Below are 24713 nucleotides of genomic sequence, written 5' to 3'. Positions count from 1 at the left end.
GGCCGGACGGACTATTCCACGCCCGCCTCACCGGCGCAGCACCTGCCACCAGGCCTCCACAGTGTCGAGGACCGCGATGCCCACCACGATCCATGGCAAGGGGTTGAGCAGGCCTGCGGGTACCAGTTCAGCCACGCCGGGGGTGAGCAAGGTGCCCTGCGCCCACAGGCTGAGCACGATGCCCGCGAATGCGCCGTTGAGCACGGTGTTCACGACCGCCAGCGGCACCGTCCAGTGCCCGACGCGGTAGGTGACGACTGCGAGCAGGATGCTGGCCGCGAGCACGCCGAGGAGCACGACCAGCCAGGGGGCCCACACGTCCGGGTTGAGCACCGGCACGGCCGTCCCGTCCACGGTGACCAGCCAGTGGTCCCGCTGCCAGAGGATCGCCCAGATCGCCAGGATGAGCATCGCGATCCCGAAGACCGTGTCGCCCAGGCCGATACGGCGTTCGGCCACCTCTGGTAGGTCGGACGGGGTCCACTGCGCGAAGGGCACCGGCGTGTGTGTGCGTTCGAGCAGTGCGAATACCACTGTCACCCAGAAGGCGATCTGCACACCGACCTGGAACATCACCCCGGCACAACTGAGAACCGCGGCCAATGGTGCCGCACCGGCCAGCGCTTGGGCGGCCAGGCAGACCACGCCCACGATCGGCACGACCACGATGAGCAGCGTGCGCAGCAACTGCTGGTACTGCCCGAAGTACGCCGGCCCGATGAGGTGCCGCGGCCGCCCGCCGAACCGTTCGGCGAGGACCGCGGGGTCGCCGAGGTCGGTCAGGGCCTGGGACTCCGCCTCCTGCGGGCTGAGGCCGGAGGCGACGAGGTCGTCGATCGCGTCGGCCACCGACGCGCGCAACTCCTCGGCCACATCGTCTCGCTGCGGCTCGGGCAGCCCCGCCACCGCGGCGTTCACGTACCGCTGGGTCAACGTGGTCATGATGTTCCTTCCTCCATCAGGGCGCGCAGGGCCCCGTCGAGTGCCTTCCATTCGGTCGCGAGGTCGGCAGCGACCTGCCGCCCGGTGACGCTGGTCGTGTAGTACTTGCGGGGCCTGGAATCCTCGGTGTTCCACCGGCTCTCCAACAGGCCCTGCTTCTCGAGCCTGCGCAGCAGCGGGTACAGCGTGTTGGCGTCCACCTCGATGCCTGCCGCCTGCAAGGCCTCCAGCAACTGGTAGCCGTACTCGCTGCGGCGCAGCAGGAGCAGGCACGCGAGCACCACCGTGCCCCGCCGGAGTTCCTGCTGGTGTAGTTCCCGCTGATCACCCACGCATCTCACAATACTGTGTGTCACACACTATTGGCAAGGGGATTCGGGACCGGGCCCGCTGCCCGCCAGGTTGGAGTCCGTGAACGACGTTGGAGGAGCCACGTGTGGGTCCTCCACCCTGGTGAAGGTTCTCCAACCACGTGACCAAACTGCCCGGTCGTCGGCGCCGGGCTCGACACCACAAACAGAAAGGGGCGGCGGCTCCATCGAGCCGCCGCCCCTTTCGTGCGTCCTAGTGACCGGTCACAGTTCCCCGGTCGAGGCCTCAGCTTCGAGCCCGGCCGGCGTGGTCTGCTGGACCTGCCTGAGGAACTCGTAGTTGTTCTGGGTCTCGCGCAGTTTGCTCAGCAGCAGTTCGATGCCCTGCTGGGTGTCGAGGGCGTGCAGCACCCGGCGCAACTTCCAGACGATGGCGAGTTCCTCTTTGGTCATGAGCAACTCCTCCTTGCGGGTGCCGGAGGAGTCGACATCGACGGCCGGGAAGACACGCTTGTCCGCCAGGCGCCGGTCGAGCTTGAGCTCCATGTTTCCGGTGCCCTTGAACTCCTCGAAGATCACCTCATCCATCCGCGACCCGGTCTCGACCAGTGCGGTGGCGATGATGGTCAGTGAGCCACCCTCCTCGATGTTGCGCGCCGCGCCGAAGAACTTCTTCGGCGGGTACAGCGCGGCCGAGTCGACGCCGCCGGACAGAATGCGCCCGGAGGCCGGCGCCGAGAGGTTGTAGGCCCGGCCCAGTCGGGTCATCGAGTCCAGCAGGATCACGACGTCCTGGCCCATCTCCACCAGGCGCTTGGCGCGTTCGATGGCGAGTTCGGCCACGGTGGTGTGGTCATCGGCGGGACGGTCGAAGGTCGAAGCGATGACCTCACCCTTCACCGAACGCTTCATGTCGGTGACCTCTTCGGGGCGCTCGTCGACGAGCACCACCATCAGGTGCACCTCCGGGTTGTTCGTGGTGATCGCGTTCGCGATGCGCTGCAGGACCATCGTCTTGCCCGCCTTGGGCGGGGACACGATGAGCCCGCGCTGGCCCTTGCCGATCGGTGCCACCAGGTCGATGATCCGGGTGGTCATGTTGTGGCTCTCGCCCTCCAGCCGCAGACGTTCCTGCGGGTAGAGCGGGGTGAGCTTGCCGAACTCCTTGCGCTCCCTGGCCTTGTCCGGCTCCAAGCCGTTGACCTTGTCGATGCGCACGAGCGGGTTGTACTTCTGGCGGGCGCTGCCCTCGCTCTCGCGCTGCGGTCGGATCGCTCCGACGACGTGGTCGCCCTTACGCAGGGCGTACTTCTTGACCAGTCCGAGGCTGAGGTAGGCATCGGTCGGACCGGGCAGGTAGCCGGTGGTGCGCAGGAACGCGTAGTTGTCCAGCACATCGAGGATGCCGGCCACGGGTACGAGCACCTCGTCCTCGGACACCTCAGGCTCATTCTCGTCACGACGGCGATCACGGTCGCGGTCGCGGTCCCGGTTGCGGTCCCGGCCCCGGCGGCGGCGGTTACGGCTGCCACCGTCCCGATCCCGATCACGGTTCTGGTCACGGTTGCCCCTCACGGCGCTGCTCGTCGCGCTGACCATCCCGGTTCTCCTGGGACTCTGGGCGCTCAGTGCGCTCGGGCTGTTCGCCGGCGGGCTTCTCGGACGACTGCTGGGGCGGGTCTTCGGACGGTGTGCTCTGCGACTCACCCGCAGGCTCAGCGGAAGTGTCGCGGGCGGCCTTCGGGGCAGACCCACCCAGCGCGGCGATCAACTCGCTCTTGCGCATGGAGGAGGCCCCGGAGATGCCCTTGTCGGCGGCCATCTTTCGCAGATCGGCCAGCAACATGCTGGACAGGCCGGAGCGCCGCTTGGTCGACGGCTGCACTTCGATCGTGGTGTCAGTCAACTGGAACGTCCCTTCATGGACGTCGAGGCGCGCTGCGCCCCACAAGGTGAACGGTGAATATGACAACCACCGCTCACAGCGGACAGGTAATGCCGAAGGGCGTCAGGTGGAGAGATAGGGCTAAGAAAACTTGCCCGATGGATCGCCACGGTTCGAACGCCCTGGCTACGGTCACTGTAACACCCCGGCAACACCGGGGGAACCCAAGGGCGCACTTCACCGCCGGTGTCGCAGTAGACGCCACTCGTCGTCGTGCCCGCGGGCGTAGCCTGGAAGGTGGTGTGAGAGGAGGGCTGCGATGAAGATCGCGGAGGCGGCAGAACAGTTCTTGGGCCAGCACCGGGTCGCCGTGACGGGTGTGGCCCGCAAAGCGGAGGGCCACGGCAGCAACGCCGTGTACACCCGGCTGCGGGAACGAGGTTATGAGGTCTTCGCCGTGAACCCGCAGGCCGAGCAGGTCGAGGGCGACCGAGCGTACCCGAACCTGGCGGCTATCCCCGGCGGCGTGGACGCCGTGGTGATCGCCACGAGCGCCGAACACGCGCCGGCGACCATGCGCGAAGCGGTTGACCTCGGCGTCCAGTACGTCTGGATGCACCGTTCCTTCGGCGCCGGCAGTGTCTCGGAGGAAGCGACCCGGATCGGGCGGGAGGCCGGGATCATGGTCATCGACGGTGGCTGCCCGCTGATGTTCGGGAAGGCTTCCGACGGCGGTCACCGGATGATGTGCCGGATGATGAAGATCACGGGCAGGGTGCCGCGGGAGGTCTGACCTGCGCCTCAGACCGCGCTGACGACCGCGTCGACCGCGCGGTGAACATCTGATTCGGTGCTCCAGCGGCCCAAGGAGAATCGCACGGCACAGTCGCAGCGTTCGGCCGACAGTCCCATCGCGGTGAGGACCGGCGAGGGCGATCGCTGACCCGCGTGGCACGCCGAGCCGGCCGACGCAGCGATACGTGCGAACACGTTGTCCACCACCAGACCTTCCACACTCAGGTTGGAGGTGTTGGGAAGCCGCTGCAAAGGGTCGCCGTTCACGAGCACGCGGCCTGGCAGTTCGGCCCGCAGTCGGTTCTCCAGCAGATCGCGCAATGACGCCAGCCGGACCCCCTCGCCTGCAACCAGGGCCTCCGAGGCCAGCTCAGCGGCGACGCCCATCCCCACGATGTACGCGACGTTCTCCGTGCCGGCCCGGAACCCGTACTCCTGCCCGCCGCCAGCCACAAGGGGTTGCAGGCCAACGCCGTCCCGGACGAACAGCGCCGCCACCCCCTTGGGCGCGTACATCTTGTGTCCGACCACGGTGAGCATGTCGACACCGAGTTCCTGCACGTCCACGGGGACCTTGCCCACGGATTGAGCGGCATCGCAGTGCATGAGTGCGCCGTGCTCGTGCGCCACGCGGGCGATCTCCGCGATCGGCTGGATGGTCCCGGTCTCGTTGTTCGCGTGCATCACGCTGACCAGGACCGTTGCGGCCCGGATGGCGGATCGCACGGCATCTGGATCAAGGCGGCCGTCACTGTCCACGGACAGCACTGTCACCTCGATCCCGGCGGCGTGCAGTTCCGCACACGCGGCCAGCACCGCGGGATGCTCGGTCGCTTGGGTGATCACATGCGGCGTCGCGACTGCGTCCGCCTGCGCCGTCACGGCACCTTTGATGGCCAGCGCGTCCGCCTCAGAACCACTGCCGGTGAAGATGAGGCGTCCGGCCGTGCCGTTGAGCAGTCGGAGGACCTGCGCCCGTGCCCTGGCCATCGCGCCGGCCGCGGTCTGGCCGTACTCGTGAGCACTGGAAGGGTTGCCGAACTCATGCCGCAGCACGCTCGTGATGGCATCGACCACCCTCGGATCGACGGGCGTCGTGGCGTTGTAGTCGAGGTACACGCCTCGTCCGATGAGCGCGGGGTGGGATCGGGTCATCACAGCCTCAGAAAACGAGGACCTTGTCCGCGGCCAGGGTGTGATCGGTGAGTTCCTCCATGGTGGACCGCTTCGCCCCGTCGACAAGCATCTCGGGGGTGATGCCGCGGGCATCCATGCACGTGCCACAGCACAAGATGGCGCCCTCGCTGCGCGCGACCGTGCCGAGCATGCGGTCGAGTTTGTAGTAGCCGTCGGGGGTCTTCTGACCCTTCATCGCAGCCGTCACGCCGTCGCCCATCAGGAATACCGTCATCTGGACACCATCACGCTTGGCCATCGATGCGGCCAGCCGAATTGCGTTGTACGTCGAGTCCAGGCCGTAGGCCGAGCCGTTGATGATCATCAGGGCCTGCATCGCAACTCCATATTCAAGTGATTCTTTGAATACACTGTAGATGAGGAGGATCGATCCATGCACCCCCGCCAATTCAAAGACGAGTCGTTCGCGCACTTCGCACGCATCGGCGCTGCGCTCGGTCATGCCAAGAGGGTCGAGATCGTCGACGTACTGGCGCAGGGAGAGCGCAGCGTCGAATCCCTGTCCGAGCAGATCTCCGCAAGCATCGCCACCACCTCGCACCATCTACAGGTGCTGGCGTCCGCAGGACTGGTGACCCGGCGCGCGGAGGGCACGGCCCGGATCTACCGACTCACGGATCCCGGCGTCGCCGCCGCCTATCGGACTCTGGTGTCCCTGGCCGAGACGCACATCGCCGAGGTCACATCTCTGGCAGAGGCCTTCTTCTCGCAGGCCGACGGGCTCGAGCCGGTGTCGTTCGACGAACTCGACAGAATCGCACGATCGGGCAGGGCGATGATCGTCGATGTCCGCCCCGCCAGTGAGTACGAGAACGGCCACGTGGACGGCGCGATCAACATCCCCCTCGCCCAGATCGCCGACCGGATGCCGGACCTGCCGAGCGACGCACACATCGTCGCCTACTGCCGCGGGCCGTACTGCGTCATGGCGGCGACGGCGGTAGCCCGGCTGCGGCAGGCCGGGTTCGACGCGCGGCGCGCGACGGGCGGCTACCCCGAGTGGCGCGAGAGGGCGCTGCGGCCTGAAACGGTCAGAGCGCGCTGACCGTCGCTCCCTGATCGGCGATCCGCAATTCCTCGCACCGCCAGCCGGGCGGCGCCTGCATGCCGCCGGCGAAGGCGATCACTGTGGGTCCCGCGCCCGAGATCGCCGCCGGAACACCCGCCGCACGCCATTGCTGGACCAGTTCCCACGAGAGGGGTACGCGGACTTGCGGTAGTCCTGGTGCAGGCGGTCCTCGGTGGCAGCCAACAGGTGCTCGGGATGACCACCGAAAGCAGCCACAGCAAGTGCCGCGCGGCTCACCGCGTGCGCCGCGTCGGCGAACGGCACAGTCTGCGGCAACAAGGTGCGGGCGGTGGCCGTACTGAGCCTGGTGTCCGGGATGGCCACCACCGCTCGCAGTCCTGCGGCCGGATCGATCCTGACCGCCCGACCGGTACCGTCCTGCACCCACGAAACAGTCAAGCCACCGAGCAGTGCGGGGGCGACGTTGTCGGGATGCCCCTCGATCCGGGTGGCCAGGGCCAGTGCCTGCGCGTCGTCCAGATCTGCGCCCATCGCCCGCGCGCCGACCAGGCCGGTCACGATGGCCGCAGAAGAACTGCCCAGTCCGCGCCCGTGTGGGATCCGGTTCTCGCAGTGCACTGCCACCTCGGGGGCCGGCAGGTCACACTCGGCGAAGGCCGCGCGGAAACTGGCGAGCACCAGGTGGTCGGGGCCGAGGGACACCTCCCCCGCGCCCTCCCCCACGACGCGGACGCTCGTGGTGTCGGCCGGCGTGAAGGTCACGCGATCGCGCAGTTCGAGCGCCAGGCCGAGACAGTCGAAACCGGGACCGAGGTTCGCGGAGGTGGCGGGCGCCTGCACGACCACGGGCATCAGAGAAGGCCTAATTCCGCCGCAGCCGCCTGCGCATCGACCGCGATGCCGACCGGTTGAGGCGCACCGGCGATCGCCCACTGCGGGTCCTTCAACCCGTTGCCGGTGACGGTGCACACCACGGTCTGACCCGCATCCAGTTCTCCGGCCGCGTGCTTGGCCAGCAAGCCGGCCACCCCGGCGGCGGACGCCGGCTCGACGAACACGCCCTCACCGGCGGCCAGCAACTTGTACGCACTGAGGATCTGCCGGTCGGTGACCATCTCGATGACCCCGGCCGATTCGTCCCGGGCGGCTTCGGCCTGCGCCCAGGACGCAGGGTTGCCGATCCGGATGGCCGTGGCGATGGTCTGCGGCCGCCGCACAGGGGCACCACGCACAATCGGCGCGGCCCCAGCGGCCTGGAACCCCCACATCCGCGGGGAGGTTGTGTACTCCCGGTAGCCCTTCCAGTAGGCGGTGATGTTGCCGGCGTTGCCCACGGGCAGGCAGTGGATGTCGGGCGCGGCGCCGAGCTGGTCGACAATCTCGAAGCTGGCGGTCTTCTGGCCCTCGATGCGGGCAGGGTTCACGCTGTTCACCAGGGCGACCGGGTATTCGTCGGACAATCGCCGGGCCAGCGTGAGGCAGTCGTCGAAATTGCCGTCGACCTGCAGAAGACGTGCCCCATGGACAAGAGCCTGCGCGAGTTTGCCCATGGCGATCTTGCCCGCGGGCACCAGCACGGCACACACCATGTCGGCACGCACGGCGTAGGCGGCGGCACTGGCACTGGTGTTCCCCGTCGAGGCGCAGATCACCGCCTTGGCGCCTTCCTGCGCGGCCTGCGAGATGGCCATCGTCATGCCTCGGTCCTTGAAGGAACCGGTGGGGTTGGCGCCCTCGACCTTGAGGTACACGTCGCATCCGGTCATCTCGCTGAGCCGGTGCGCGGGCACCAGTGGGGTGCCACCCTCGCGCAGCGTGATGACCGGGGTCTGTTCGCCGACCGGTAGGCGCTCGCGGTACTCCTCGATGATCCCCCGCCACACGTGCGCGCTCACTCGTCACCTTCCACACGCATGACCGCAACCACCTCATTGACGCTGTCGAGGTCCTGCAGGACGCCCACTGTCGCCGCGAGGTCCGCCTCGGTGGCGGCATGCGTGCGGATCAGCAACGCCGCGCGCCCGGTCTGCTCGTCGGTGTCCTGCCGCACGGTCTGGATGGAGACGTCATGGTCGCCGAAACACGTGGCGATCTGGGCCAGGACGCCAGGCCGGTCGGCGACGTCGAGGCTGACGGTGTAGCGGGTGACCGCCTCGCCGATCGGCCGGGGCTGCAGCCCGGCGTACACCGACTGAGCCTGCCCGCCCGCTCCGGCGCGCCGGTTGCGCGCGGCGGTCACCAGATCCCCCAGGACCGCGCTCGCCGTCGGCTCCCCGCCGGCGCCCCTGCCGTAGAACATCATCTGACCGGCGGACTCGGCCTCCACGAACACGGCGTTGAAGGCGTCCCGCACGCTGGCCAGCGGGTGGGAGCGGGGGACCATCGCCGGGTGGACCCTGGTGACAACCCCCTCGCCGTCCGGGGTGCGTTCGGCCACGGCCAACAACTTGATGACGAACCCGAGGTCGCGGGCAGCGTCCACGTCGCGCAGGGTGACGGTGCTGATGCCCTCGCAGTACACGTCGGACAGCGTGACGTTGGAGTGGAAGGCCAGGGTGGCCAGGATCGCAGCCTTGGCGGCCGCATCGTGACCCTCGACATCGGCGGTGGGATCCGCCTCGGCGTAACCGAGTCGCTGCGCCTCGGCCAGCACCTCGGCGTAATCCGCGCCTTCTTCGTCCATCTTGGTGAGGATGAAGTTCGTGGTGCCGTTGACGATGCCGAGCACGCGCTGCACCTGGTCGCCCGCCAGGGACTCCCGAAGCGGGCGCAGCAACGGGATCGCGCCGGCCACGGCGGCCTCGTAGAACAGGTCCACCCCGTTCTCGTGCGCCAACTCGTGCAACGCGGCGCCGTGCTCGCTCAACAGGGCCTTGTTGGCCGTGATCACGCTGGCACCATTGCGCAGGGCTGTCTCCAGCAGCTCCTTGGTCGGCTCGATGCCACCCATGACCTCGACGACGATGTCGACGTCCTCGCGCTTGACGACCGCGAACGGATCATCGGTGAGCAACTCCGGCGCGATGCCGGGCCGGGGCTTGCTCAGGTCGCGCACCGCGACCGCTACGAGTTCCAGGGGCGCACCCGCGCGTTGCTGCAGATCGTCGGCGGAATCAGCCATCAGCCGGGCGACTTGCGAGCCAACGGTCCCGCCCCCGAGCAGCGCTACACGCACAGAATCAGACACGCCCACAGTCTCCCACGAACGGACAACCGACTTCCGCACGCCCGGTTCACGTTTCAGGCGAGGCCAGGGTCGACGGCGAAGAGATCGTCGAAGGTCTCGCGGCGCAGGACCACGCTGCACGCACCACCTGCCACGGCCACCACCGCCGGTCGGGGCAGGTAGTTGTAGTTGCTGGCCATGCTGCGGCAGTAGGCCCCGGTCGCGGCAACCGCGAGCAGGTCACCCGGTCCCACGTCGCTGGGCAGCCACGCGTCACGGACCACGACGTCCCCGCTCTCGCAGTGTTTGCCGACCACGCGCGCCACCACCGGCGGGGCTTCCGACACCCGATTGGCCAGCACGACGGTGTAATCCGCGCCGTACAAGGCCGCGCGGATGTTGTCGCTCATGCCGCCGTCGACGGAAACGTACAGCCGCGATCGCCCCCCGAGGTCCACAGGCTTGACCGTTCCCACTTGGTAGACGGTGATCCCCGCGCTGCCCACGATGGCCCGGCCCGGCTCCACGGACAGGCGCGGAACGGGGACACCGGCCAGTTCGCATTCGTGGTTCACGATGGCGATCAGCTGCGCTGCCATGTCCGCCACCTGAGGCGGGTCGTCGGCGGCGGTGTATGCAATGCCCATGCCGCCGCCGAGATTGAGCTCCTCGATCCCGATGCCGTCGGTGACCAGGTCCGCCACCAGTCCTGCCATCCGGTGGGCTGCAACCTCGAATCCGGCGGCGTCGAAGATCTGGGAACCGATGTGACTGTGCAATCCGGCCAGGTGCAGCACCGGCTCGGCCGCCACGGCCTTGGCCGCGGATTGCGCCGCCCCGCCGGCGAGCGCGAGTCCGAATTTCTGGTCCTCGTGGGCGGTGGCGATGAACTCGTGGGTGTGCGCCTCAACGCCGACGGTCACCCGGACCAGCACCTTCGGCCGCACTCCGAGTTCCGCGGCCAGGGCCGCCACGCGCAGGATCTCGGTGCGGGAGTCGACCACGATGCGACCGATACCCACCTGCAATGCCCTGCGCAGTTCCACGTCGCCTTTGTTGTTGCCGTGGAAGAGCAGCAGCGCTGGGTCGACGCCGGCCCGCAGGGCCACCTCCATCTCCCCCTGGGTGCACACATCGATGCGCAGTCCCTCCTCGACGGCCCACTGCGCCACCCGCGAGGTGAGGAACGCCTTGGCGGCGTAGTAGACGTCGGCACCTGCGTACGCCTGGGCATATGCGCGGGCGGCGACCCGGAAGTGCTGCTCGTCGAGCAGGAACACAGGGCTGCCGTACTGCGCCACGGCCCGGGTCACGGGCACCCCACCCACGTGTAGCACGCCGTCGACACGGTCCGCCGACTGCGGCCACACCGCTGCGGCCAAGGCATTGGTATCCGTCGGCGGTTCTCCGAGGGAAGCGGCGTGCACGATGTCCTCGTGGCGCGGTCCGGCCGGGTGTGCGGGCATGACGCTCAGAGTATCTGCGGGAGGACGGGTGCCCGACGCCGCGTCACAGGCCCTTGCGCCGCTTCAACTGCTCCTTCACCTTCGCGCCGCGCTTCTCAAGGACCGGCCGCAGGAGCCTGCGCAGCGGCGGGGACAGGTACCCCAACGTGGCGAGTCTGCCGGAGGCGGACGGCAGGTCGATCTCCAACGGCGAGGCGTCGGACTCGATCGCGCGCACGACGGCGTCAGCGCACTGCTGCACGGTACTCATGGGCTGGCTGAGCGTCATCGGCGTCACGTTGTCGAGATCGGCGTCGAAGAAGCCGGAGTCCACCGGCCCGGGGTTCACGGTGGCGATTCGGATGCCCCGCTCGGCGAGGTCCTCCGCGGCGGCCATCGCCCAGAACCGCACCCCGGCCTTGCTGCCGGAGTACGTGGCGGCCCCAGGGACGGGCAGCTTTCCGGCCAGGCTCGCGACGTTGACGATGACCGAGCCCGGTGGCATGTGGTCGACGGCGATCCTCGTCAGGGCGATGGGACCGGCGGTGTTCACTGCGATCATCTGGGCCAGTTGCTCGGGGCTGTGCCGCAGCATCGACCCGCGGTAGTGGATCCCGGCGTTGTTGACGAGGATGTCCAGACCCCCGAACTCCGCCACGACCCTCTGGACCGCCTGGTGGAGGAACGCGACGTCGGCCACGTCCCCCGGAAGCGCCAGGGCGCCGTCGCCCAGTTCGCCCGCGATCTCGTTCAGGCGGTCGGTCGAGCGCGCCAGCAGGGCGACCCGGGCGCCACGGGCATGCAGGGTTCGCGCCGTTGCCAGACCGATCCCCGACGAGGCCCCCGTGACCAGAGCCACGCGCCCTGCGATCACATCCTCTCCGGAGCGCTCACGCCGCACAGGTCCAGGCCGTTGGCGATCACCTGCCGGGCGGCAGCACACAGCCAGAGTCGCGACACGTGAAGAGGTCCGACCTGCTCCTCGGCACGCGGCAGGACCCGGCACGAGTCGTAGAACTTGTGGTACGCGGTGGCGACCTCTTCCAGATAACGGCTGACCCGGTGCGGTTCGCGCAGTTCGGCGGCGGTGCCGATGATCCGTGGGAACTCTGCGAGTACGCCCAGCAGTGCGGACTCCCGCTCGTGGACCAGCAGTCCCGGGTCGAACCCGGCGGCCCGCCAGTCGATGCCCAGATCCTCGGCGTTGCGCAGGACCGAGGAGATGCGTGCGTGGGCGTACTGCACGTAGTAGACCGGGTTCTCGTTGGTGCGCTGCACGAGCAGGTCCAGGTCCATCGTCAGCGGGCTGTCCGCGGGATACCGGATCAGGGTGTAACGCGCCGCATCCACACCGACCTCGTCCACCAGGTCCTCGAGGGTCACCATCGCCCCGGCCCGCTTGCTGAGGCGCACCTCCTGGCCGCCTTTGAACATCTTCACCAACTGGCCGATCAGGACCTCGATGTTGTAGTCGGCGTTGTCGCCGGCGCAGGCGGCGACTGCCCGCAACCGGTTCACGTATCCGTGGTGGTCGGCGCCCAGCAGGTAGATGCAGACGTCGAAGCCCCGAGCGCGCTTGTCGACGTAGTAGGCGGTGTCGGAGGCGAAGTAGGTCAGTTCCCCATCGGCCTTGATGAGCACTCGGTCCTTGTCGTCGTCGAAATCGGATGTCCGAAGCCACACGGCGCCGTCGAGTTCGAACACGTGCCCCTGCTCGCGCAACTTGGCCATACCGCGGTCCACCGCACCGGTCTCGTGCAGGGAGCGCTCGGAGTACCAGACGTCGAAGTGCGTGCGGAAGTTGTCCAGCACGTCCTTCTGCTGCTGCAGTTGCAGCGCGTAGCCTGCCTCCCGGAACGCGACCCAGCGGTCGTCGGCCGGCAGGTCCACGATGGCCGGGTCGTCGGCGACGATCTGCCGGGCGAGGTCGTGGATGTACTCACCCTGATAGCCGCCCTCCGGAACCGGCTGCCCGACCGCGGACGCCTCCAGGGACTGACCGAACTTGTCCATCTGCACACCGCGGTCGTTGACGTAGAACTCCCGGGTGACCTGCGCCCCCGCCGCGGCCAGCACGCGGGCCATCGCGTCCCCGACCGCCGCCCAGCGGGTGTGCCCGAGGTGCAGTGGTCCGGTCGGGTTGGCCGAGATGAACTCGAGGTTGATCGCCGTCCCGAGCAGCGCATCGATCGTGCCGTAGGTGCTGCCCTGCTCCACGATCGTGCGGGCGATTTCGCCGGCCGCATCGGCGGCCAGGGTGATGTTGATGAAGCCGGGTCCGGCGATGTCCAGCGCGGCGATCCCCGGGTTGGCCTGCAAACCCGCAACGATCCGTGCTGCCAGGTCCCGCGGCGGTACCCCCGCCCGTTTGGCAAGGACAAGAGCCACGTTGGTGGCGTAATCACCGTGATCGCGGTTCTTGGGGCGTTCCACCTTGACCTCGACCGTGTGTCCGTCGAGCTCCGGGATGCCGGCCAGAGCGTCGCTGATGGCGGTCGCGAGGGCTTCGGGAGTCATGCCCCCAGACTAGGGCTCTGGCTCGCAACCGGACTCGGCGTATCCTCCGGCCGCGCCTTGCGCACGGCGACAGTGACCCGCAGGGGTTGTCACCGCTGTACGACTGTCCGTGCGGCGGTACCTCGTCGCCGAGCACGGCGATGCTGACGAGGTTCGGCGATGTGGGCCGGCGGGCCTCGTAGAAGATGTCATCCTCGCGGGCGCCGGCACGCACTGGCAGGTAGCCGGTCGTGCGCAGGCCCCGCACCAGCAGCGACCCGTCCTCGTTGACGTATCCGCGGACCTCCTCGGGGGTCTCTGCGGGGGACAACGGCTTGGCATAGAGCCACATGTACCGGTTGCCGCCGTCAGCCTCCTGACACCAAGGCCCCGCGTAGTAGGTGGCGGCAGGGGCATCGAGAACCGGCGGGTACTGGCGCAATTGCTTGCGCGTGCATGTCCGCCACTGCTGGCCCGAAACGCTGATCCCCGTGTCCGGAACGCCGGCCTGCACCGGTCCGGGCAAGGCTGTCGGCTGCACCGTGGGCTCTAATTGCTGGCACCCCGCCAGCAGGGCGACCCCGACCAAGACTCTCCAGCGCACAACCCGACGGTACTGCGCCATCCGGCCCGACCGGATCAAGGCGGGCGTTGCTAGGCTGGGAGAAACCCTGCGGCCCCCGTAGCTCAGGGGATAGAGCAGTGGCCTCCGGAGCCATGCGCGCAGGTTCGAATCCTGCCGGGGGCACCAGCGCCGGTCCCGGTTCACCGCCCCAGATGTGCGACCCTCACCCAACGCCTCCGCGCGCACTACCTGAGGGTGGGAGAGAAGCCGTCAGCCGGGAGACACCCAACCCTGCAGAACCTCTCTCCGATGCACGAACCTCTCCCGGTTGCAGTAAGACGGCGGTCCGCAGGCACTGAGCGGCCGCACCCGGCACGTGGAGCACCTGGTGAATAGTTGTCCAGAGGGACCATTGCCGTGCCACGATCCGTCGGATACCGTCATGCGGACACTCCGAACAGGTGGTTGACGATGATGGCCAAGGCTTCAAGACTGCTCGCCGCGCTCGTGGCGGCTCTGGTGGCAATGACAGTGGTCGCCGCGCCACCAGCGAACGCGGACACGACCGTGGTCAAGAAGGTCGGGGCAACGATCATCTTCAAGAACGCGGCCAGCCCCGTGATACCCGGTAACTGCGGCGTGCTGGTGATCCTGGAGTGGAAGGACCCCGAGGTCAAGGGCTTTGAGCCGACTGGCTGGACCGGCCACTACTTCTCCGGGCCGGCGGACGCACGCGTGGAGAAGACGATCAGTGGTTCACCACCGTTCCACAACAAGCAGGAGATCGCCCACACCGCCTTCTATGCCACCGGCGGCGCCAACTGGTTCCAGGTCGGCTGGAGCTCGCGCGCCGGCGCCCCGAACCCCGCCTACCCGCTGGACTGTTCCGACCAGCTCGCACGTGCGCAGGGGAATTACGGCACCCAGGCCTGGGTCGAGGTCACCGGCACGGTGTCCGAATCGTCCACCGCCAAGTGCCTGGCAGCCCGTAAGAGTTACGGCTCCGCGCTCAAGAAGGTCAACCAGTTGCGTCGCGACATCCGCCAGACCAAGTCCGAGGCGGGCAAGGCCAAGCTCCGCAAGCGGCTCGACCGTGCGGTCAAGAAGCGCGCACAGGCCGCCGCCCGCCTGGGGAAAGCCTGCAACGGCTGACGCGCGTTCATCAGCGTGGAGCCGAATGCCCGCAGCGGATGGACCGCTCCCTTCAGCCCCGGCGGTCGCTCACTACCTGAAGTTGAGAGACAAGCCGCTGGCCGGGAGCGACCCAACCCTGCAAAATCTCCCCCCGATGTACGAACCTCCCCCGGGTGCCGCCACCGCGGCGCCGCGCCCTACGCGGGCGTTGCCACGCCGATCCGTTCCCGGCCCCGGGTCCAGTGGTACCCGTCCCGGGCGTTGAAGTACATCCGCGGGCCGAGTTCGGTGTCCCGGACATCCAGTGCGTACACGTGCGTGGCCATCCACCCGGTCCCGCGCGGGGCCAGCGCCGGGGTTCCGGACAGCACCTTCCACGCGAGCCCGTCTGGCGATCCGATCACCCAGATCTGCGAGCTGGAGTGCTCGCCGTCCCACGTGATGGCGTTCTGGAAGCCCACCCATCCGTCCGCGCAGGCGAGCACCTTGAGCGCACCCGCGCACAGACTGGCCGGGCCGTCGCCGGGGCCCAGCAGCGGCTCGGCCAGGGGCTCGAACGGCCCGTCGGGACTCTCCTTCGGCCACCCCGATATACGTGGGTTCCGGGAATCCGCAGTCGGTGAGTTGGGTGAGCCCGGCACTGTAGTAGAGGCGCCACGCCCCGTCGGGTTGGGCCACGAGGCACGGGTTGGACACCGACCGGTCCCGGCCCCGCACGTGCCAGGCCAGGGAGGGCCGCAGGAGCGTCACCGGCTCGCTCCAGTGTTCCAGGTCGTAGCTGCGACGCGATTCGATCCACGAAGACCAGGGCAACCCCAGGGGCATGAACAACCGGGTCTTCTCGTAGGCCAACCGATAACGCGGCGCCCGCGGCACTTCCAGCACCTGCCCGCGCAGCGCATTGCGCGTGACCGTCCCGGAACATTGCCAGTCGATGCCGTCGTCGCTGCGGTACGCGTGCAGTCCGAGCAGGGAGTGCGCCCACAGCCGCCAGTCCCCGTGCGGAGTCCGGTCCGGGGGCAGGAACGTCGGGTCCGCGATGATCGGGGAGGGCGGCGGTGGTCCCAGCAGCGGCTCCGGGCGCACCGTCCACTGCAGGTCCGCGATCTCCTGCGCGGTCATCCCCCCGAGGTGCACTACTTCACCTTCTTGGGCGTGTGGTGGTTCGCCCCGGCTGCTCGGCGGACGTCACGGTCGTCGTCGGAGGACAATCGGCGCAACACCCCTGCTGGGGCGCTGCGGTTCTCCGCCACGCGCAGCCGCACGACCGACGATTTGTCCTTGGCCAGCCGGCGTAACGCCGAACTCGGCGCTTTGGGGTTGAGGGCCACGGCGGTGCGCACGGCCATGTGGCCGTCGAGGGCGAGCGCGTCCAGGACCTTGCTGCCGGAATTCTGGTTGAGTGCCACCTCGGTGCGCACCTCCCACCGCTTGTCGTCGGCCAGTCTGACGAGCGCCTTGGACGGGGTGCGGGGGTTGCTGGCCACGTCCGCACGCAGCGCCCAACTCTTGTGCCCTGCGAGTTTGGCCAGGGTCTTCCCCGGCGTACGCGTGTCACGGGCGAGCGCCAACTTGGCCTCGAGGACGTCAGCCATTGGCCACGTCGCCGGGCAGTCGCTTCACACAGGACAATCTACGCGAAGCGCATCTGCGAACTCACGCTGTGTGGGCGCGGCGTACCGCAATGCCCGTACGCTGGCCGGATGCTGCACTGGTACAGCCAGGAGATCCTTGAGCCGGGCCGACAACCCATGTTCCTGGCCCTGCTCGCGTTCCTCCTCACGTTCCTGGTCACGCGGATGATCACGCGGATGATCCGCGCTGGGAAAGGGCCGTTCCGCAACGTGTCCACCGGAGAAGTCCACGTGCACCACGTGGTGCCGGGACTGATCGTCCTACTAGCCGGTGGCGTGTTGGCCCTCGGCTCGGGTCAGGACGGGCTCTGGCGCCAGATCGCCGGGATCATGTTCGGGATGGGCGCGGCACTGGTGCTCGACGAGTTCGCCATGGTCCTGCACATGGACGACGTCTACTGGAGCAACGAGGGCCGCCTGTCGGCCGACGCCGTCACCCTGGCAGCCGTGGTGCTGTTCTGCGCGCTGCTGGTGATCGCACCGAACCGGCCGAACCCCGACGAGGTGACCGGCTTCTGGCTCAACTTCGTCTCCGCCCTGCTGTTCCTGGGCATGTGGCTGCTACCCATCGCAGTCACGATCCTCAAGGGCAAGGTCTGGCTGGCGACCCTGGCGATCCTCTTCATCCCTGTGGCGTGGGTGGCCGCGGTCCGACTGGCCCGGCCGGCCTCGCCGTGGGCGCACTTCCGCTACAAACAGCGCCCGCAGAAGCTCGAGCGCGCCACAGCGCGGGCCGCGAAGTGGCAGCGACGGCAACAGCCTGTCCGCGACTGGATCGCTTCGCACTTGTTCGGGATCTCCGAGGACACTCCCGCACCGAAGTGAACTACGGTGGCCTGTGTGCGGGACATCACCTATCCACCTATCGTCCTTACCGCTTACGGCTTCTTCCGGGCCTTCAACATCCGGTTCACGCTCACCGGCGGTGAGCACGTGCCCCGCATCGGTGGCGCCGTGCTGGCCAGCAACCACGTCTCCTACTTCGACTTCATCTTCTGCGGCTACGCGGCCCGGCCATCGAAGCGGCTCGTGCGGTTCATGGCCAAGAAGTCGACCTTCGACCATGCGATCTCAGGTCCGCTGATGCGCTCCATGCACCACATCCCGGTGGACCGTGCGGCCGGGGCCGCCTCCCTGGACCACGCCATCGACTGGCTGCGCCAGGGAGAGATCGTGGGGGTCTTCCCGGAGGCGACGATCAGTCAGTCGTTCGAGGTCAAGGACTTCAAGTCCGGGGCCGTGCGAATGGCTGCTGAGGCCGGCGTTCCCATCATCCCGATGATCACGTTCGGGGGGCAGCGGATGTGGACCAAGGGCCACAAGCGCGAGATGACGCGCGGCACGTTGGTGGCACTCACTGTGGGTGCGCCGATCACCGTGACCGAGCAGGACGACCCGGTCGAGGCCACCGCCCACGTGCGCTCGGTCATGCAGGACCTGTACGAACAGACGATCGAGCAGTACGAACCCAAGCCGGAACCAGGCGCCTGGTGGTGGCCCGCCCGCTACGGCGGCTCAGCGCCCACGCTCGACGAGATGCGAGAGAAGGAAAGGGAAGACCGCGCCCAGCGCGAAGGATCCGACTGACGCCTCATTGCCCGGTCAGCAGCGCCTGGGCCTCTTCCACACTGATCCTGCCCGCCGCGAGATCTTGCATGACCTGATCCGGGTGCGGACTGGGCTCATCGAGGCCGAGGCGGCCCAGCAACTCGTTGAAGCGCTGCCTGGCGGTCGGGTAGGAGACGCCGAGGTGCGCCTGCACGTCGCGCATGTTGCCGCGTGAGCGCAGGAACACCCCCAACAACTCCTGGTCCTCAGACCCGAGCTGGCAGAACCGGCACGGCGTGAACGTCCCCGAGATCTCGGTGTGGCAGGAGGGACAGCTCAGGCGCGTGGTGAGCAGTTCCTCGCGGCACACCGGACACGTCGAGGGCGGCGCGGGCAGGTCACTCATGCGATCGTCACCTGGGCAGCGCCCATGCGGGCGCTGACGGTGAGGTTTCCGGTGCCGGCCCCCACAACGACGGGCGGAGTGGACGCATCCGCCGCCGCCTTGAGATTGCCGGTGTGGGTCTTGACCAGGGCTTGGCCCAACGAGGAATCGGCACTCACCGTAACATCGGAATCTGGGCGGACGGTGACCGACACCGAACCCATGTCGGCACGCACGCGCGACTGCCCGCTGAAAGACCAGTCGACCTTCCCGCTGCCACTGGCGACGTCGAAGAGCAACGGACCGCTGCCGCTGAGCTGGCCCGAACCCGCTTCGACGCCCACCGACGCCCCGGCCCGCACCCCACTGAGATCCAGGGCGCCACCGACCAGCAGCACCTGCAGGGGCAGATCGGGGTTCACCCGCACCTCCAGAGCGGCACCGACCCGGTTGACCATCTGACCCACCCAGGTCATGAACGCCGAGCGCGGCGGTTCCACCGCATAGTCACCCTGGGTGGTGTTCGTGTTGATCAGCAGTGCGTCACCCTCGCGGCGCATCGTGTGAGGTCCATCCGCGACCGCCTCGGCCACGCTGGGATCCCCGATGATGGTCAGCCGGATGGCTCCGCCCTTGACCACGATCCGGCGGACCGGCTCATCCACAGCCGTGCCCTCCGCCGCCGCCTCGGGCTGCAGGTCGTGAATCCTCGTCGACGCCTCATCGGGCGACACCCGACCGGCAGCGACATCCTCCAACAGATTGCGGATTTCATCAGTCATATGAAAAGTGTAAAACGCACTTTCACTTTTGGGAAGTCAACCCACGCCCAAGGCATGCAAAGTCTCGTCATCGATCCCGAAATGGTGCGCGACCTCGTGGACGACGGTGATGTGCACCTCGCGGACCACATCGGCCTGGGTCTGGCACATGCGCAGGATGGGCAGCCGGAAGATGCGGATCCGGTCAGGCAGTGCGGCGATGTACCAGGAGTCGCGCGCGGTCAGGGGGATCCCCTCGTACAGGCCCAGCAGACGCGGGTCCTCCGCCGGCGCCTCGTCCTCGATGACGACCGCCACGTTGTCGATGTAGCGGGCGAGAGTCTCGGGGATGGCGTCGACGGCAGCCGCCACGAGTTGTTCGAACCGCTGTGGCGTCACCTCGATCATGGCGCCATCGTGTCACCTACCCGGCGGGCCCGCCGCCGCGCACCATCGCCTGGAGGTCCTCAACGTCGGGCTCCCACCGCAGCGCAACCAGGTCCACCCGGCGTCCGCGCACCTCCACGCCCTCCGCGCGCAGGCGTTCGGTGGCGGTCTCGGCGACCTGGGGTGCCAGCGTGCCTGCGGACTGCACCACCCGCCACCACGGCACACCGCCGCCGTACCGGGACAGCGCCCCAGCCACCTGCCGGGGTGTGCACGCCAGGTCCGACAGCATCGCCGCGATGTCCCCGTAACTGACCAATCGCCCGCGCGGGATGTGCGCGGCGACGGCCAGCACGGCTTCTTCGCGCGGCGACGGGTTCATACCCGGACGTCAAGCGTGCTGACGCCCGCCCGCACCGGATCCCGCCGCACGCTGATCCGTGGGTCGATGCGCTGCTTGAGCACCTCTACGTGACTTACCAGCCCGATGACCCGGTCCTCGCCGGCGCGCACCTGCTCGAGCATGTCGACGACCTCCTCCAACACATCGGAGTCCAGCGACCCGAACCCCTCATCGATGAACAGGGTTCCCAGCGAGACCCCACCGGATTCGCTGCGCACGACGTCGGCCAGGCCCAGCGCCAGCGCCAGCGACACGTAGAAACTCTCGCCTCCGCTCAGCGACGTCGTCGGCCGGCACCGTTCGGTCCGCTGGTCCTCAACCATCAGGTCCAGCCCCGCCTGACCGCGGTTGTCCAACCCTGTGTGCAGCACCTTCAGTTGGTAGCGCCCCTCGGAGATAGCATCCAGCCGGTCGTTGGCCGCCTCGACCACCGACTCGAAGCGGCGCATCAGCACGAACGCCGACAACCTCACCCGATGGGTCACCTCGCCCCGCGAAGCGGTGGCCAGATCTGCCATGCGGATCACACCAACGGTCCGTTCGAACACCTCGTCCCGCTCCTGCTCGCGGTGCGCCACAAGTTCACGCTGTGGCACGGCCTGTGCCAGCGTGTGCTGCACGCGGCCCAGTTCCCTCTGCACGCTGCCGTGGGCGTCCATGCGTTCCCGGGCCTGTGCCGTCAGCGCATCCATGTCTGTGTCGACTTCGGTGTCGATCTCGGCGAGCTCCCGCAACCGGGTCTCGACCTCACGCAGTTGCTCGTCGTACCCATCGATCGCACGGCGGCGCTCGTCGGCCTCGGACTCGCTCAGCAGGGCAGCCTCCGCAGCTCCGGCATCGGCCAGGCCGACCTCCGCCAGTGTCCGCGTAAGGATCTGCCCGGACTGAGCCACGGCCTGCTGCGCAGTGGCCAGGGCGTCATGCGACGCAAGGGCGTCCGTCAGCACCTCCTGCACGTCCACCAGCGTGGCCACGCGCTGGGCCACTGAGGGGAACCCTGCCAGGGCCACCTCGATTGCGGCCCGCAACGAACGCACCTTCTCCGCAGCGGCGCTCCACTGCGACCGAAGGTCCTCGATGCGCACCCGGTCCTGCTCGACCCGGCGGTCGAGTTCCTCAAGTTCGGTCTGCCCGGCACCGGCCCGCTCCCCCGCGGCGTGGGCTTCGGTCACCTCGCAGCGCAAGAGTGTCAGAGCCTCCTCGACCTCCTTCTGCCGAGCGCCGGGGTCAACAGCCTCGTCGGGCAGGCCTCCACGCAGCACCGCCGCCTCCGACTCCAGGCGATCGTGGGCACTGCGGGCGTCCACCAGTTCCCGACGGCGCGCCTCGACGAGCGCCTCAAGGTCGCCGACATCCGGGGCGTCGGCGCTCGGCCGAGCCGGTGCCGGGTGTTCTCGGGCACCGCACACCAAGCACGGGTCACCCTCGACGAGTTCCTGGGCCAGTGTCGCCGCGGCATTGCGCAGCTGCGCCTGCCGGCCGTGCGCGAGTTGCTGCTCGGACCCGGCCAGCGCGTCCTGCGCCTCGGTGAGTCGCTGCGCGGCTGAGGCCACATCAGCCATCACCACCGCAAGGCGACCCACGGTGTCGGCCCGAGCCACCAGTTCGGCCTGCGCGACCTTCAGCGCTGCCAGCCGCTCGGCGTCCCCCTGCGGGCGGTCCGCGGCCCGCTGATCGGCGGCCACCTGGGCAGCAGTGCGGTCCCTGGCGGCCTTCACCTGCGCGAGTTCGTCGCCGTGAGAATCCAGGGCCTCGCGCAACTGGGCCGCGTGCGCATCGGCCCCGGGCAACTCCTGCTCCGCGGCGAGCGCTGTGGCCAGTTCACCGCGCAGATTGACCACCTCCGTCAGGCGGGCGGGTGTTGCCGAGGACTCCCCGAGGCCCGACAACTTGTCGGCGTGCACGGCCACCTGCGCCTGGGCAGCCAGCACGTCGCGCTGGGCGGATCGCCAGGCCTGCAGGGCGGCCATCGCCGGACGGGCGCGCTCATGATCGACCAGCCCGGCGCGCAGTTCGGTCATCTGCGGCTCGCGCTGCGCGAGTCCGGCACGCTGCTCGGACAATGCCCGCTTGGACCGCTGCTTGTCGACGAACGCCCGCGCTGCCGCGAGTTGGTCCTCAGCGGCCACCAATGACGTGCGGCACCCCTGCTCCCGCAGCGCCAGGTCGGCTAACTCCTGGCCGAGCCGCTCGATCTCCGCGTCGATGGCGGCCACCGGATCCTCATCGGTCGACAGCGTCAGCAGGCCCAGACAGCGGTCGACGGCCTCGCTGAATCGGTCCCCGGACCGGTTGCGGTCGGCGAGGGCGTCCTTGCGCATCACGGCGAGCTGCTGCTCCACCTGCTGGTAGAACTGCGTGCCGAACACCTTCTCGAGGATCGGCGTGCGGTCCTTGGTGTCGGCGTTGAGGAACGTGGAGAACTCCCCCTGCGCCAGGACGATGGTGGAGACGAACTGCTGCTTCGTCAGTCCCACATGGTCGACGATCCAGTCACCGACCTCGCGGGCCTTGTGGCTGATCCCGGTGGGGTCGGGGCGCAGCCGGCTCAGCGACACCCCGCCCTCATCGGTCTTCATCCCGGTGCCGCGCCGCTTGTCCCGCTCGTGTCTGGGCGTGCGCCGGATGCGGTAGGCCGACCCGTGGCAGGTGAAGTCCAACTCCACGAACGGCTCGCGGTTGCTGCTGCGGACATGGGAGTCCAGCCGACCGGGATCGGACTCCGTTCCCGCCGGCGAGCCGTAGAGGGCGAACACGATGGCATCCAGGATCGTCGACTTGCCCGAACCCGTGGGCCCTTCGATCAGGAACAGCCCGGCACTGCCGAGGGTCTCGAAGTCGATCTCCATGGGATCGGCGAAGGAACCCACCCCTTCGAAGGCCAGACGCAACAGCCTCATGCCTGCTCCCTGCCCCGCAGCGTCTGCACAGCCTGTTCGAAGGCTGCGCTCTCGGCCGCGGCGATCTGCCCGTTCGTCACGTACTCGACGAAATCGCCGGCGACTTCCAGTGGTTTCTGCTCCGACCTCACCATTGCCGGGCGGTCGTTCACGAAGCCCGATGTCGGCTCGTGCCTGACCTGCAGCAGATGCGGGAAGCGTTCCTGGAGGCGCGGCCACATCTGGGTCGGCCGGCGGTCGTCCGTGACCACGGCGCTCACCCAGTCCGCCAGGTGATCGGCGTGCAGAGCCGGATCCAGCAGTTCGTCGATGAGGCCGCTCAGAACCGCCATGCCCCGCGGCTGCGAGATCGGCACCGCCCGCAGGTCCACCGCCCCTGCGGAGCCGAACTCCACGATCGTCACCGACTTCTCGTGAGTGGCCTCGCTGAAGGAGTAGCGCAGAGGCGAGCCGCTGTAGCGCAGGCGGGTGGAGCCGGCCGGCCGGGGCTCCTGCGGACCGTGCAGGTGACCCAGAGCGACATAGTCGACCCCTTCGAAGGCCGCCGGCGCGATGGTTCCGAGTCCCCCCCACCGAGACGTCGCGCTCCGAATCGCTGGGGTCGGCCCCTGCCACCCAGGCGTGCGCCACGACCACCGATCGCGCGCCAGGGTGTCCGGCCAGATCAGAACGTACCCGGCGCATCGCCTCGGACATGACCGCATGGTGGGTGGCCGCCAGCGACTCATCCCCGTCCTGCAGGTCGACGCGGGCGGTGTCCGGGTGCAAGTACGGCAGCGGGTACACGCGCACGTCGCCGAAGACCAGCGCCCGGCCCACGTCCGCAACCCGGGTGCACACGTGCAGCCGCTCGGTGAACAACCGCGAGCCGTAGCCAAGACGACGCAGGGAGTCGTGGTTGCCGGCGGTGATGACCACCGGCGTCACCTGCAGCAGGGACGCCAGAGTGTCCTCGAGGACCTCCAAGGCGTCGGCGGACGGCACGGCATGGTCGAACACGTCCCCGGCCACCACGACCAGGTCCACATCCTCGTCGCCGGCGACCGTGCAGATCTGTCGCAGTGCCGCACGCTGTGCGTCCAGCATCGGGACCTTGTGTAACGTCCGGCCGATGTGCCAGTCGGAGGTGTGCAGGATCCTCATCGGTTCCCCCCTTTTCGGAGCAGTGGAACCATCGTCCCCGGGGGGTATGACAAAACCCGGCAGACGCGCTCAGCGGGGTTGCGGACGGCCGGCGACCAGCCCGATGAGCAGCCCGACGACGGCACCCAGGACCAGCCCCCAGGCGTTGTCGACAAGATCCTGGAACTGACATCGACGGCCCAGCCAGGGCACCGTCCGTTGCACGGCTTCCACGACGAACGGCACGGTGAACGCCAGCGGCAGGATCCACGGCCGACGACCCGCGGCGAGCGCCGCGAACACCCCCAGCGGGACGAACAGCCACGTGTTGAGCGCCCGGTCCCCGCCGGTCAGCAGGCCTCGCGGTCCCAGCGGATGGACCAGGTCGCGCAAGCACGAGCCCCACACCCCACCGGACCCCGGGGCCAGGGTGGCCGCCACGATCAGTGACAGGCTCGCCAGCAGCCCGAAGACGATCCCCGGGGGCACACCGAGTCGTTGCGCAAGCGATCGGGCGAAGACCGCCGCAAAGACCATCCCGGCGCCGAACACCACCGGGAACAGGGGCACAGCGGTGATCCACGCCCGCGCTGCTGCCCCCACGCGG

Annotated in this window: 25 protein-coding genes and 1 tRNA gene; 6 read left to right on the top strand and 20 right to left on the bottom strand. The window is 68.6% G+C overall.

What is annotated here, in order from left to right:
* Nucleotides 1-27: 27 nt before the first annotated feature.
* From IPG68_05410 to IPG68_05395, 4 genes are all read right to left on the bottom strand, one after another.
* Complete coding sequence (locus IPG68_05410; GenBank protein MBK6762737.1) at nt 28-942, bottom strand: hypothetical protein; 915 nt, start codon at nt 940-942, stop codon at nt 28-30.
* Nucleotides 939-1274, bottom strand: coding sequence for a PadR family transcriptional regulator (locus tag IPG68_05405; protein MBK6762736.1), 336 nt, complete (start codon nt 1272-1274; stop codon nt 939-941). The genes IPG68_05410 and IPG68_05405 overlap by 4 nt, the downstream gene beginning before the upstream one ends.
* Nucleotides 1275-1517: 243 nt before the next feature.
* Nucleotides 1518-2852: a transcription termination factor Rho gene (gene rho / locus IPG68_05400; GenBank protein MBK6762735.1), complete on the bottom strand. Its 1335-nt coding sequence runs from the start codon at nt 2850-2852 to the stop codon at nt 1518-1520.
* Nucleotides 2812-3159: a Rho termination factor N-terminal domain-containing protein gene (locus IPG68_05395; GenBank protein MBK6762734.1), complete on the bottom strand. Its 348-nt coding sequence runs from the start codon at nt 3157-3159 to the stop codon at nt 2812-2814. Before IPG68_05395 ends, rho begins: the two co-directional genes overlap by 41 nt.
* A gap of 298 nt (nt 3160-3457) precedes the next feature.
* Between IPG68_05395 and IPG68_05390 the strand changes: the two genes are divergently transcribed.
* The gene (locus IPG68_05390) at nt 3458-3931 is read left to right on the top strand and encodes a CoA-binding protein (GenBank protein ID MBK6762733.1); all 474 of its coding nucleotides are present in this window, start codon (nt 3458-3460) and stop codon (nt 3929-3931) included.
* A gap of 8 nt (nt 3932-3939) precedes the next feature.
* On the opposite strand, the gene IPG68_05385 is transcribed toward IPG68_05390, so the two are convergent.
* Nucleotides 3940-5088, bottom strand: coding sequence for a cysteine desulfurase (locus IPG68_05385; GenBank protein ID MBK6762732.1), 1149 nt, complete (start codon nt 5086-5088; stop codon nt 3940-3942).
* A 7-nt stretch (nt 5089-5095) separates the two neighbouring features.
* Nucleotides 5096-5446, bottom strand: a complete 351-nt coding sequence (locus IPG68_05380) for a DsrE family protein (protein ID MBK6762731.1) — start codon at nt 5444-5446, stop codon at nt 5096-5098.
* 57 nt (nt 5447-5503) lie between these two features.
* Between IPG68_05380 and IPG68_05375 the strand changes: the two genes are divergently transcribed.
* Nucleotides 5504-6175: a metalloregulator ArsR/SmtB family transcription factor gene (locus IPG68_05375; GenBank protein ID MBK6762730.1), complete on the top strand. Its 672-nt coding sequence runs from the start codon at nt 5504-5506 to the stop codon at nt 6173-6175.
* A gap of 78 nt (nt 6176-6253) precedes the next feature.
* Here the strand turns inward: IPG68_05375 and thrB are convergent, their stop codons facing one another.
* Genes thrB through IPG68_05345 form a run of 6 tightly spaced genes read right to left on the bottom strand, consistent with a single transcriptional unit; the run spans nt 6254 to nt 13288 of the window.
* A complete protein-coding gene (thrB, locus tag IPG68_05370; protein MBK6762729.1) occupies nt 6254-7012 on the bottom strand; it encodes a homoserine kinase in 759 nt (252 codons plus the stop codon).
* On the bottom strand, nt 7012-8043 hold the full coding sequence (locus tag IPG68_05365) for a threonine synthase (GenBank protein MBK6762728.1): 1032 nt from the start codon (nt 8041-8043) through the stop codon (nt 7012-7014). Before IPG68_05365 ends, thrB begins: the two co-directional genes overlap by 1 nt.
* 8 nt (nt 8044-8051) lie before the next feature.
* Nucleotides 8052-9347, bottom strand: a complete 1296-nt coding sequence (locus tag IPG68_05360) for a homoserine dehydrogenase (GenBank protein MBK6762727.1) — start codon at nt 9345-9347, stop codon at nt 8052-8054.
* 53 nt (nt 9348-9400) lie between these two features.
* A complete protein-coding gene (gene lysA, locus IPG68_05355; protein ID MBK6762726.1) occupies nt 9401-10792 on the bottom strand; it encodes a diaminopimelate decarboxylase in 1392 nt (463 codons plus the stop codon).
* Between the two features lie 43 nt (nt 10793-10835).
* A complete protein-coding gene (locus tag IPG68_05350; GenBank protein MBK6762725.1) occupies nt 10836-11630 on the bottom strand; it encodes an SDR family oxidoreductase in 795 nt (264 codons plus the stop codon).
* 11 nt (nt 11631-11641) lie between these two features.
* A complete protein-coding gene (locus tag IPG68_05345; protein ID MBK6762724.1) occupies nt 11642-13288 on the bottom strand; it encodes an arginine--tRNA ligase in 1647 nt (548 codons plus the stop codon).
* Nucleotides 13289-13943: 655 nt separating this feature from the next.
* Here IPG68_05345 and IPG68_05340 point away from each other — a divergent pair.
* Both IPG68_05340 and IPG68_05335 read left to right on the top strand, forming a co-directional pair.
* Nucleotides 13944-14018: transfer RNA gene (locus IPG68_05340), tRNA-Arg, on the top strand.
* A 285-nt stretch (nt 14019-14303) separates the two neighbouring features.
* A complete protein-coding gene (locus IPG68_05335) occupies nt 14304-14984 on the top strand; it encodes a hypothetical protein (protein MBK6762723.1) in 681 nt (226 codons plus the stop codon).
* A 179-nt stretch (nt 14985-15163) separates the two neighbouring features.
* On the opposite strand, the gene IPG68_05330 is transcribed toward IPG68_05335, so the two are convergent.
* Together IPG68_05330 and IPG68_05325 are read right to left on the bottom strand one after the other, a co-directional pair.
* Nucleotides 15164-15607, bottom strand: coding sequence for a hypothetical protein (locus IPG68_05330; GenBank protein ID MBK6762722.1), 444 nt, complete (start codon nt 15605-15607; stop codon nt 15164-15166).
* A 495-nt stretch (nt 15608-16102) separates the two neighbouring features.
* Nucleotides 16103-16561, bottom strand: coding sequence for a hypothetical protein (locus IPG68_05325; GenBank protein ID MBK6762721.1), 459 nt, complete (start codon nt 16559-16561; stop codon nt 16103-16105).
* Nucleotides 16562-16669: 108 nt separating this feature from the next.
* Between IPG68_05325 and IPG68_05320 the strand changes: the two genes are divergently transcribed.
* Nucleotides 16670-17425: a hypothetical protein gene (locus IPG68_05320; protein ID MBK6762720.1), complete on the top strand. Its 756-nt coding sequence runs from the start codon at nt 16670-16672 to the stop codon at nt 17423-17425.
* Between the two features lie 15 nt (nt 17426-17440).
* Nucleotides 17441-18187, top strand: a complete 747-nt coding sequence (locus IPG68_05315; protein MBK6762719.1) for a 1-acyl-sn-glycerol-3-phosphate acyltransferase — start codon at nt 17441-17443, stop codon at nt 18185-18187.
* Nucleotides 18188-18191: 4 nt separating this feature from the next.
* Here IPG68_05315 and IPG68_05310 read toward each other — a convergent pair whose 3' ends face one another.
* From IPG68_05310 to IPG68_05285, 6 genes are all read right to left on the bottom strand, one after another.
* Nucleotides 18192-18554 (bottom strand): DUF2089 domain-containing protein, encoded by a 363-nt coding sequence (locus IPG68_05310; GenBank protein ID MBK6762718.1) that lies wholly within the window; start codon nt 18552-18554, stop codon nt 18192-18194.
* Nucleotides 18551-19315 carry a hypothetical protein gene (locus tag IPG68_05305; GenBank protein ID MBK6762717.1) on the bottom strand — a complete coding sequence of 255 codons (765 nt, stop codon included), beginning with the start codon at nt 19313-19315 and terminating at the stop codon, nt 18551-18553. Before IPG68_05305 ends, IPG68_05310 begins: the two co-directional genes overlap by 4 nt.
* A 36-nt stretch (nt 19316-19351) precedes the next feature.
* Nucleotides 19352-19702 (bottom strand): metallopeptidase family protein, encoded by a 351-nt coding sequence (locus tag IPG68_05300; protein MBK6762716.1) that lies wholly within the window; start codon nt 19700-19702, stop codon nt 19352-19354.
* 16 nt (nt 19703-19718) lie between these two features.
* A complete protein-coding gene (locus IPG68_05295; GenBank protein ID MBK6762715.1) occupies nt 19719-20063 on the bottom strand; it encodes an MGMT family protein in 345 nt (114 codons plus the stop codon).
* Nucleotides 20060-24127 carry an exonuclease subunit SbcD gene (sbcD, locus tag IPG68_05290; protein MBK6762714.1) on the bottom strand — a complete coding sequence of 1356 codons (4068 nt, stop codon included), beginning with the start codon at nt 24125-24127 and terminating at the stop codon, nt 20060-20062. Before sbcD ends, IPG68_05295 begins: the two co-directional genes overlap by 4 nt.
* Before the next feature lie 69 nt (nt 24128-24196).
* Nucleotides 24197-24709: a VanZ family protein gene (locus IPG68_05285; GenBank protein MBK6762713.1), complete on the bottom strand. Its 513-nt coding sequence runs from the start codon at nt 24707-24709 to the stop codon at nt 24197-24199.
* Nucleotides 24710-24713: the final 4 nt, after the last annotated feature.

It is taken from the genome of Micrococcales bacterium (genome assembly GCA_016703125.1).
In the GTDB taxonomy this organism is placed as follows: domain Bacteria; phylum Actinomycetota; class Actinomycetes; order S36-B12; family UBA10799; genus JADKAV01.
Note: the sequence above shows the minus strand (reverse complement) of the source record. Positions and strands in the feature narration are given on the sequence as shown.

Excerpts from the sequence above, each read along its gene's own strand:
- IPG68_05325 (MBK6762721.1), bottom strand. The coding sequence starts at position 16,561 with ATGGCTGACGTCCTCGAGGCCAAGTTGGCGCTCGCCCGTGACACGCGT.
- IPG68_05300 (MBK6762716.1), bottom strand. The coding sequence starts at position 19,702 with ATGATCGAGGTGACGCCACAGCGGTTCGAACAACTCGTGGCGGCTGCC.
- IPG68_05385 (MBK6762732.1), bottom strand. The coding sequence starts at position 5,088 with ATGACCCGATCCCACCCCGCGCTCATCGGACGAGGCGTGTACCTCGAC.
- IPG68_05305 (MBK6762717.1), bottom strand. The coding sequence starts at position 19,315 with ATGACTGATGAAATCCGCAATCTGTTGGAGGATGTCGCTGCCGGTCGG.
- IPG68_05410 (MBK6762737.1), bottom strand. The coding sequence starts at position 942 with ATGACCACGTTGACCCAGCGGTACGTGAACGCCGCGGTGGCGGGGCTG.
- rho (MBK6762735.1), bottom strand. The coding sequence starts at position 2,852 with ATGGTCAGCGCGACGAGCAGCGCCGTGAGGGGCAACCGTGACCAGAAC.
- thrB (MBK6762729.1), bottom strand. The coding sequence starts at position 7,012 with ATGCCCGTGGTCGTGCAGGCGCCCGCCACCTCCGCGAACCTCGGTCCC.
- IPG68_05380 (MBK6762731.1), bottom strand. The coding sequence starts at position 5,446 with ATGCAGGCCCTGATGATCATCAACGGCTCGGCCTACGGCCTGGACTCG.
- lysA (MBK6762726.1), bottom strand. The coding sequence starts at position 10,792 with ATGCCCGCACACCCGGCCGGACCGCGCCACGAGGACATCGTGCACGCC.
- IPG68_05335 (MBK6762723.1), top strand. The coding sequence starts at position 14,304 with ATGATGGCCAAGGCTTCAAGACTGCTCGCCGCGCTCGTGGCGGCTCTG.
- IPG68_05390 (MBK6762733.1), top strand. The coding sequence starts at position 3,458 with ATGAAGATCGCGGAGGCGGCAGAACAGTTCTTGGGCCAGCACCGGGTC.
- IPG68_05345 (MBK6762724.1), bottom strand. The coding sequence starts at position 13,288 with ATGACTCCCGAAGCCCTCGCGACCGCCATCAGCGACGCTCTGGCCGGC.
- sbcD (MBK6762714.1), bottom strand. The coding sequence starts at position 24,127 with ATGAGGATCCTGCACACCTCCGACTGGCACATCGGCCGGACGTTACAC.
- IPG68_05295 (MBK6762715.1), bottom strand. The coding sequence starts at position 20,063 with ATGAACCCGTCGCCGCGCGAAGAAGCCGTGCTGGCCGTCGCCGCGCAC.
- IPG68_05310 (MBK6762718.1), bottom strand. The coding sequence starts at position 18,554 with ATGAGTGACCTGCCCGCGCCGCCCTCGACGTGTCCGGTGTGCCGCGAG.
- IPG68_05320 (MBK6762720.1), top strand. The coding sequence starts at position 16,670 with ATGCTGCACTGGTACAGCCAGGAGATCCTTGAGCCGGGCCGACAACCC.
- IPG68_05375 (MBK6762730.1), top strand. The coding sequence starts at position 5,504 with ATGCACCCCCGCCAATTCAAAGACGAGTCGTTCGCGCACTTCGCACGC.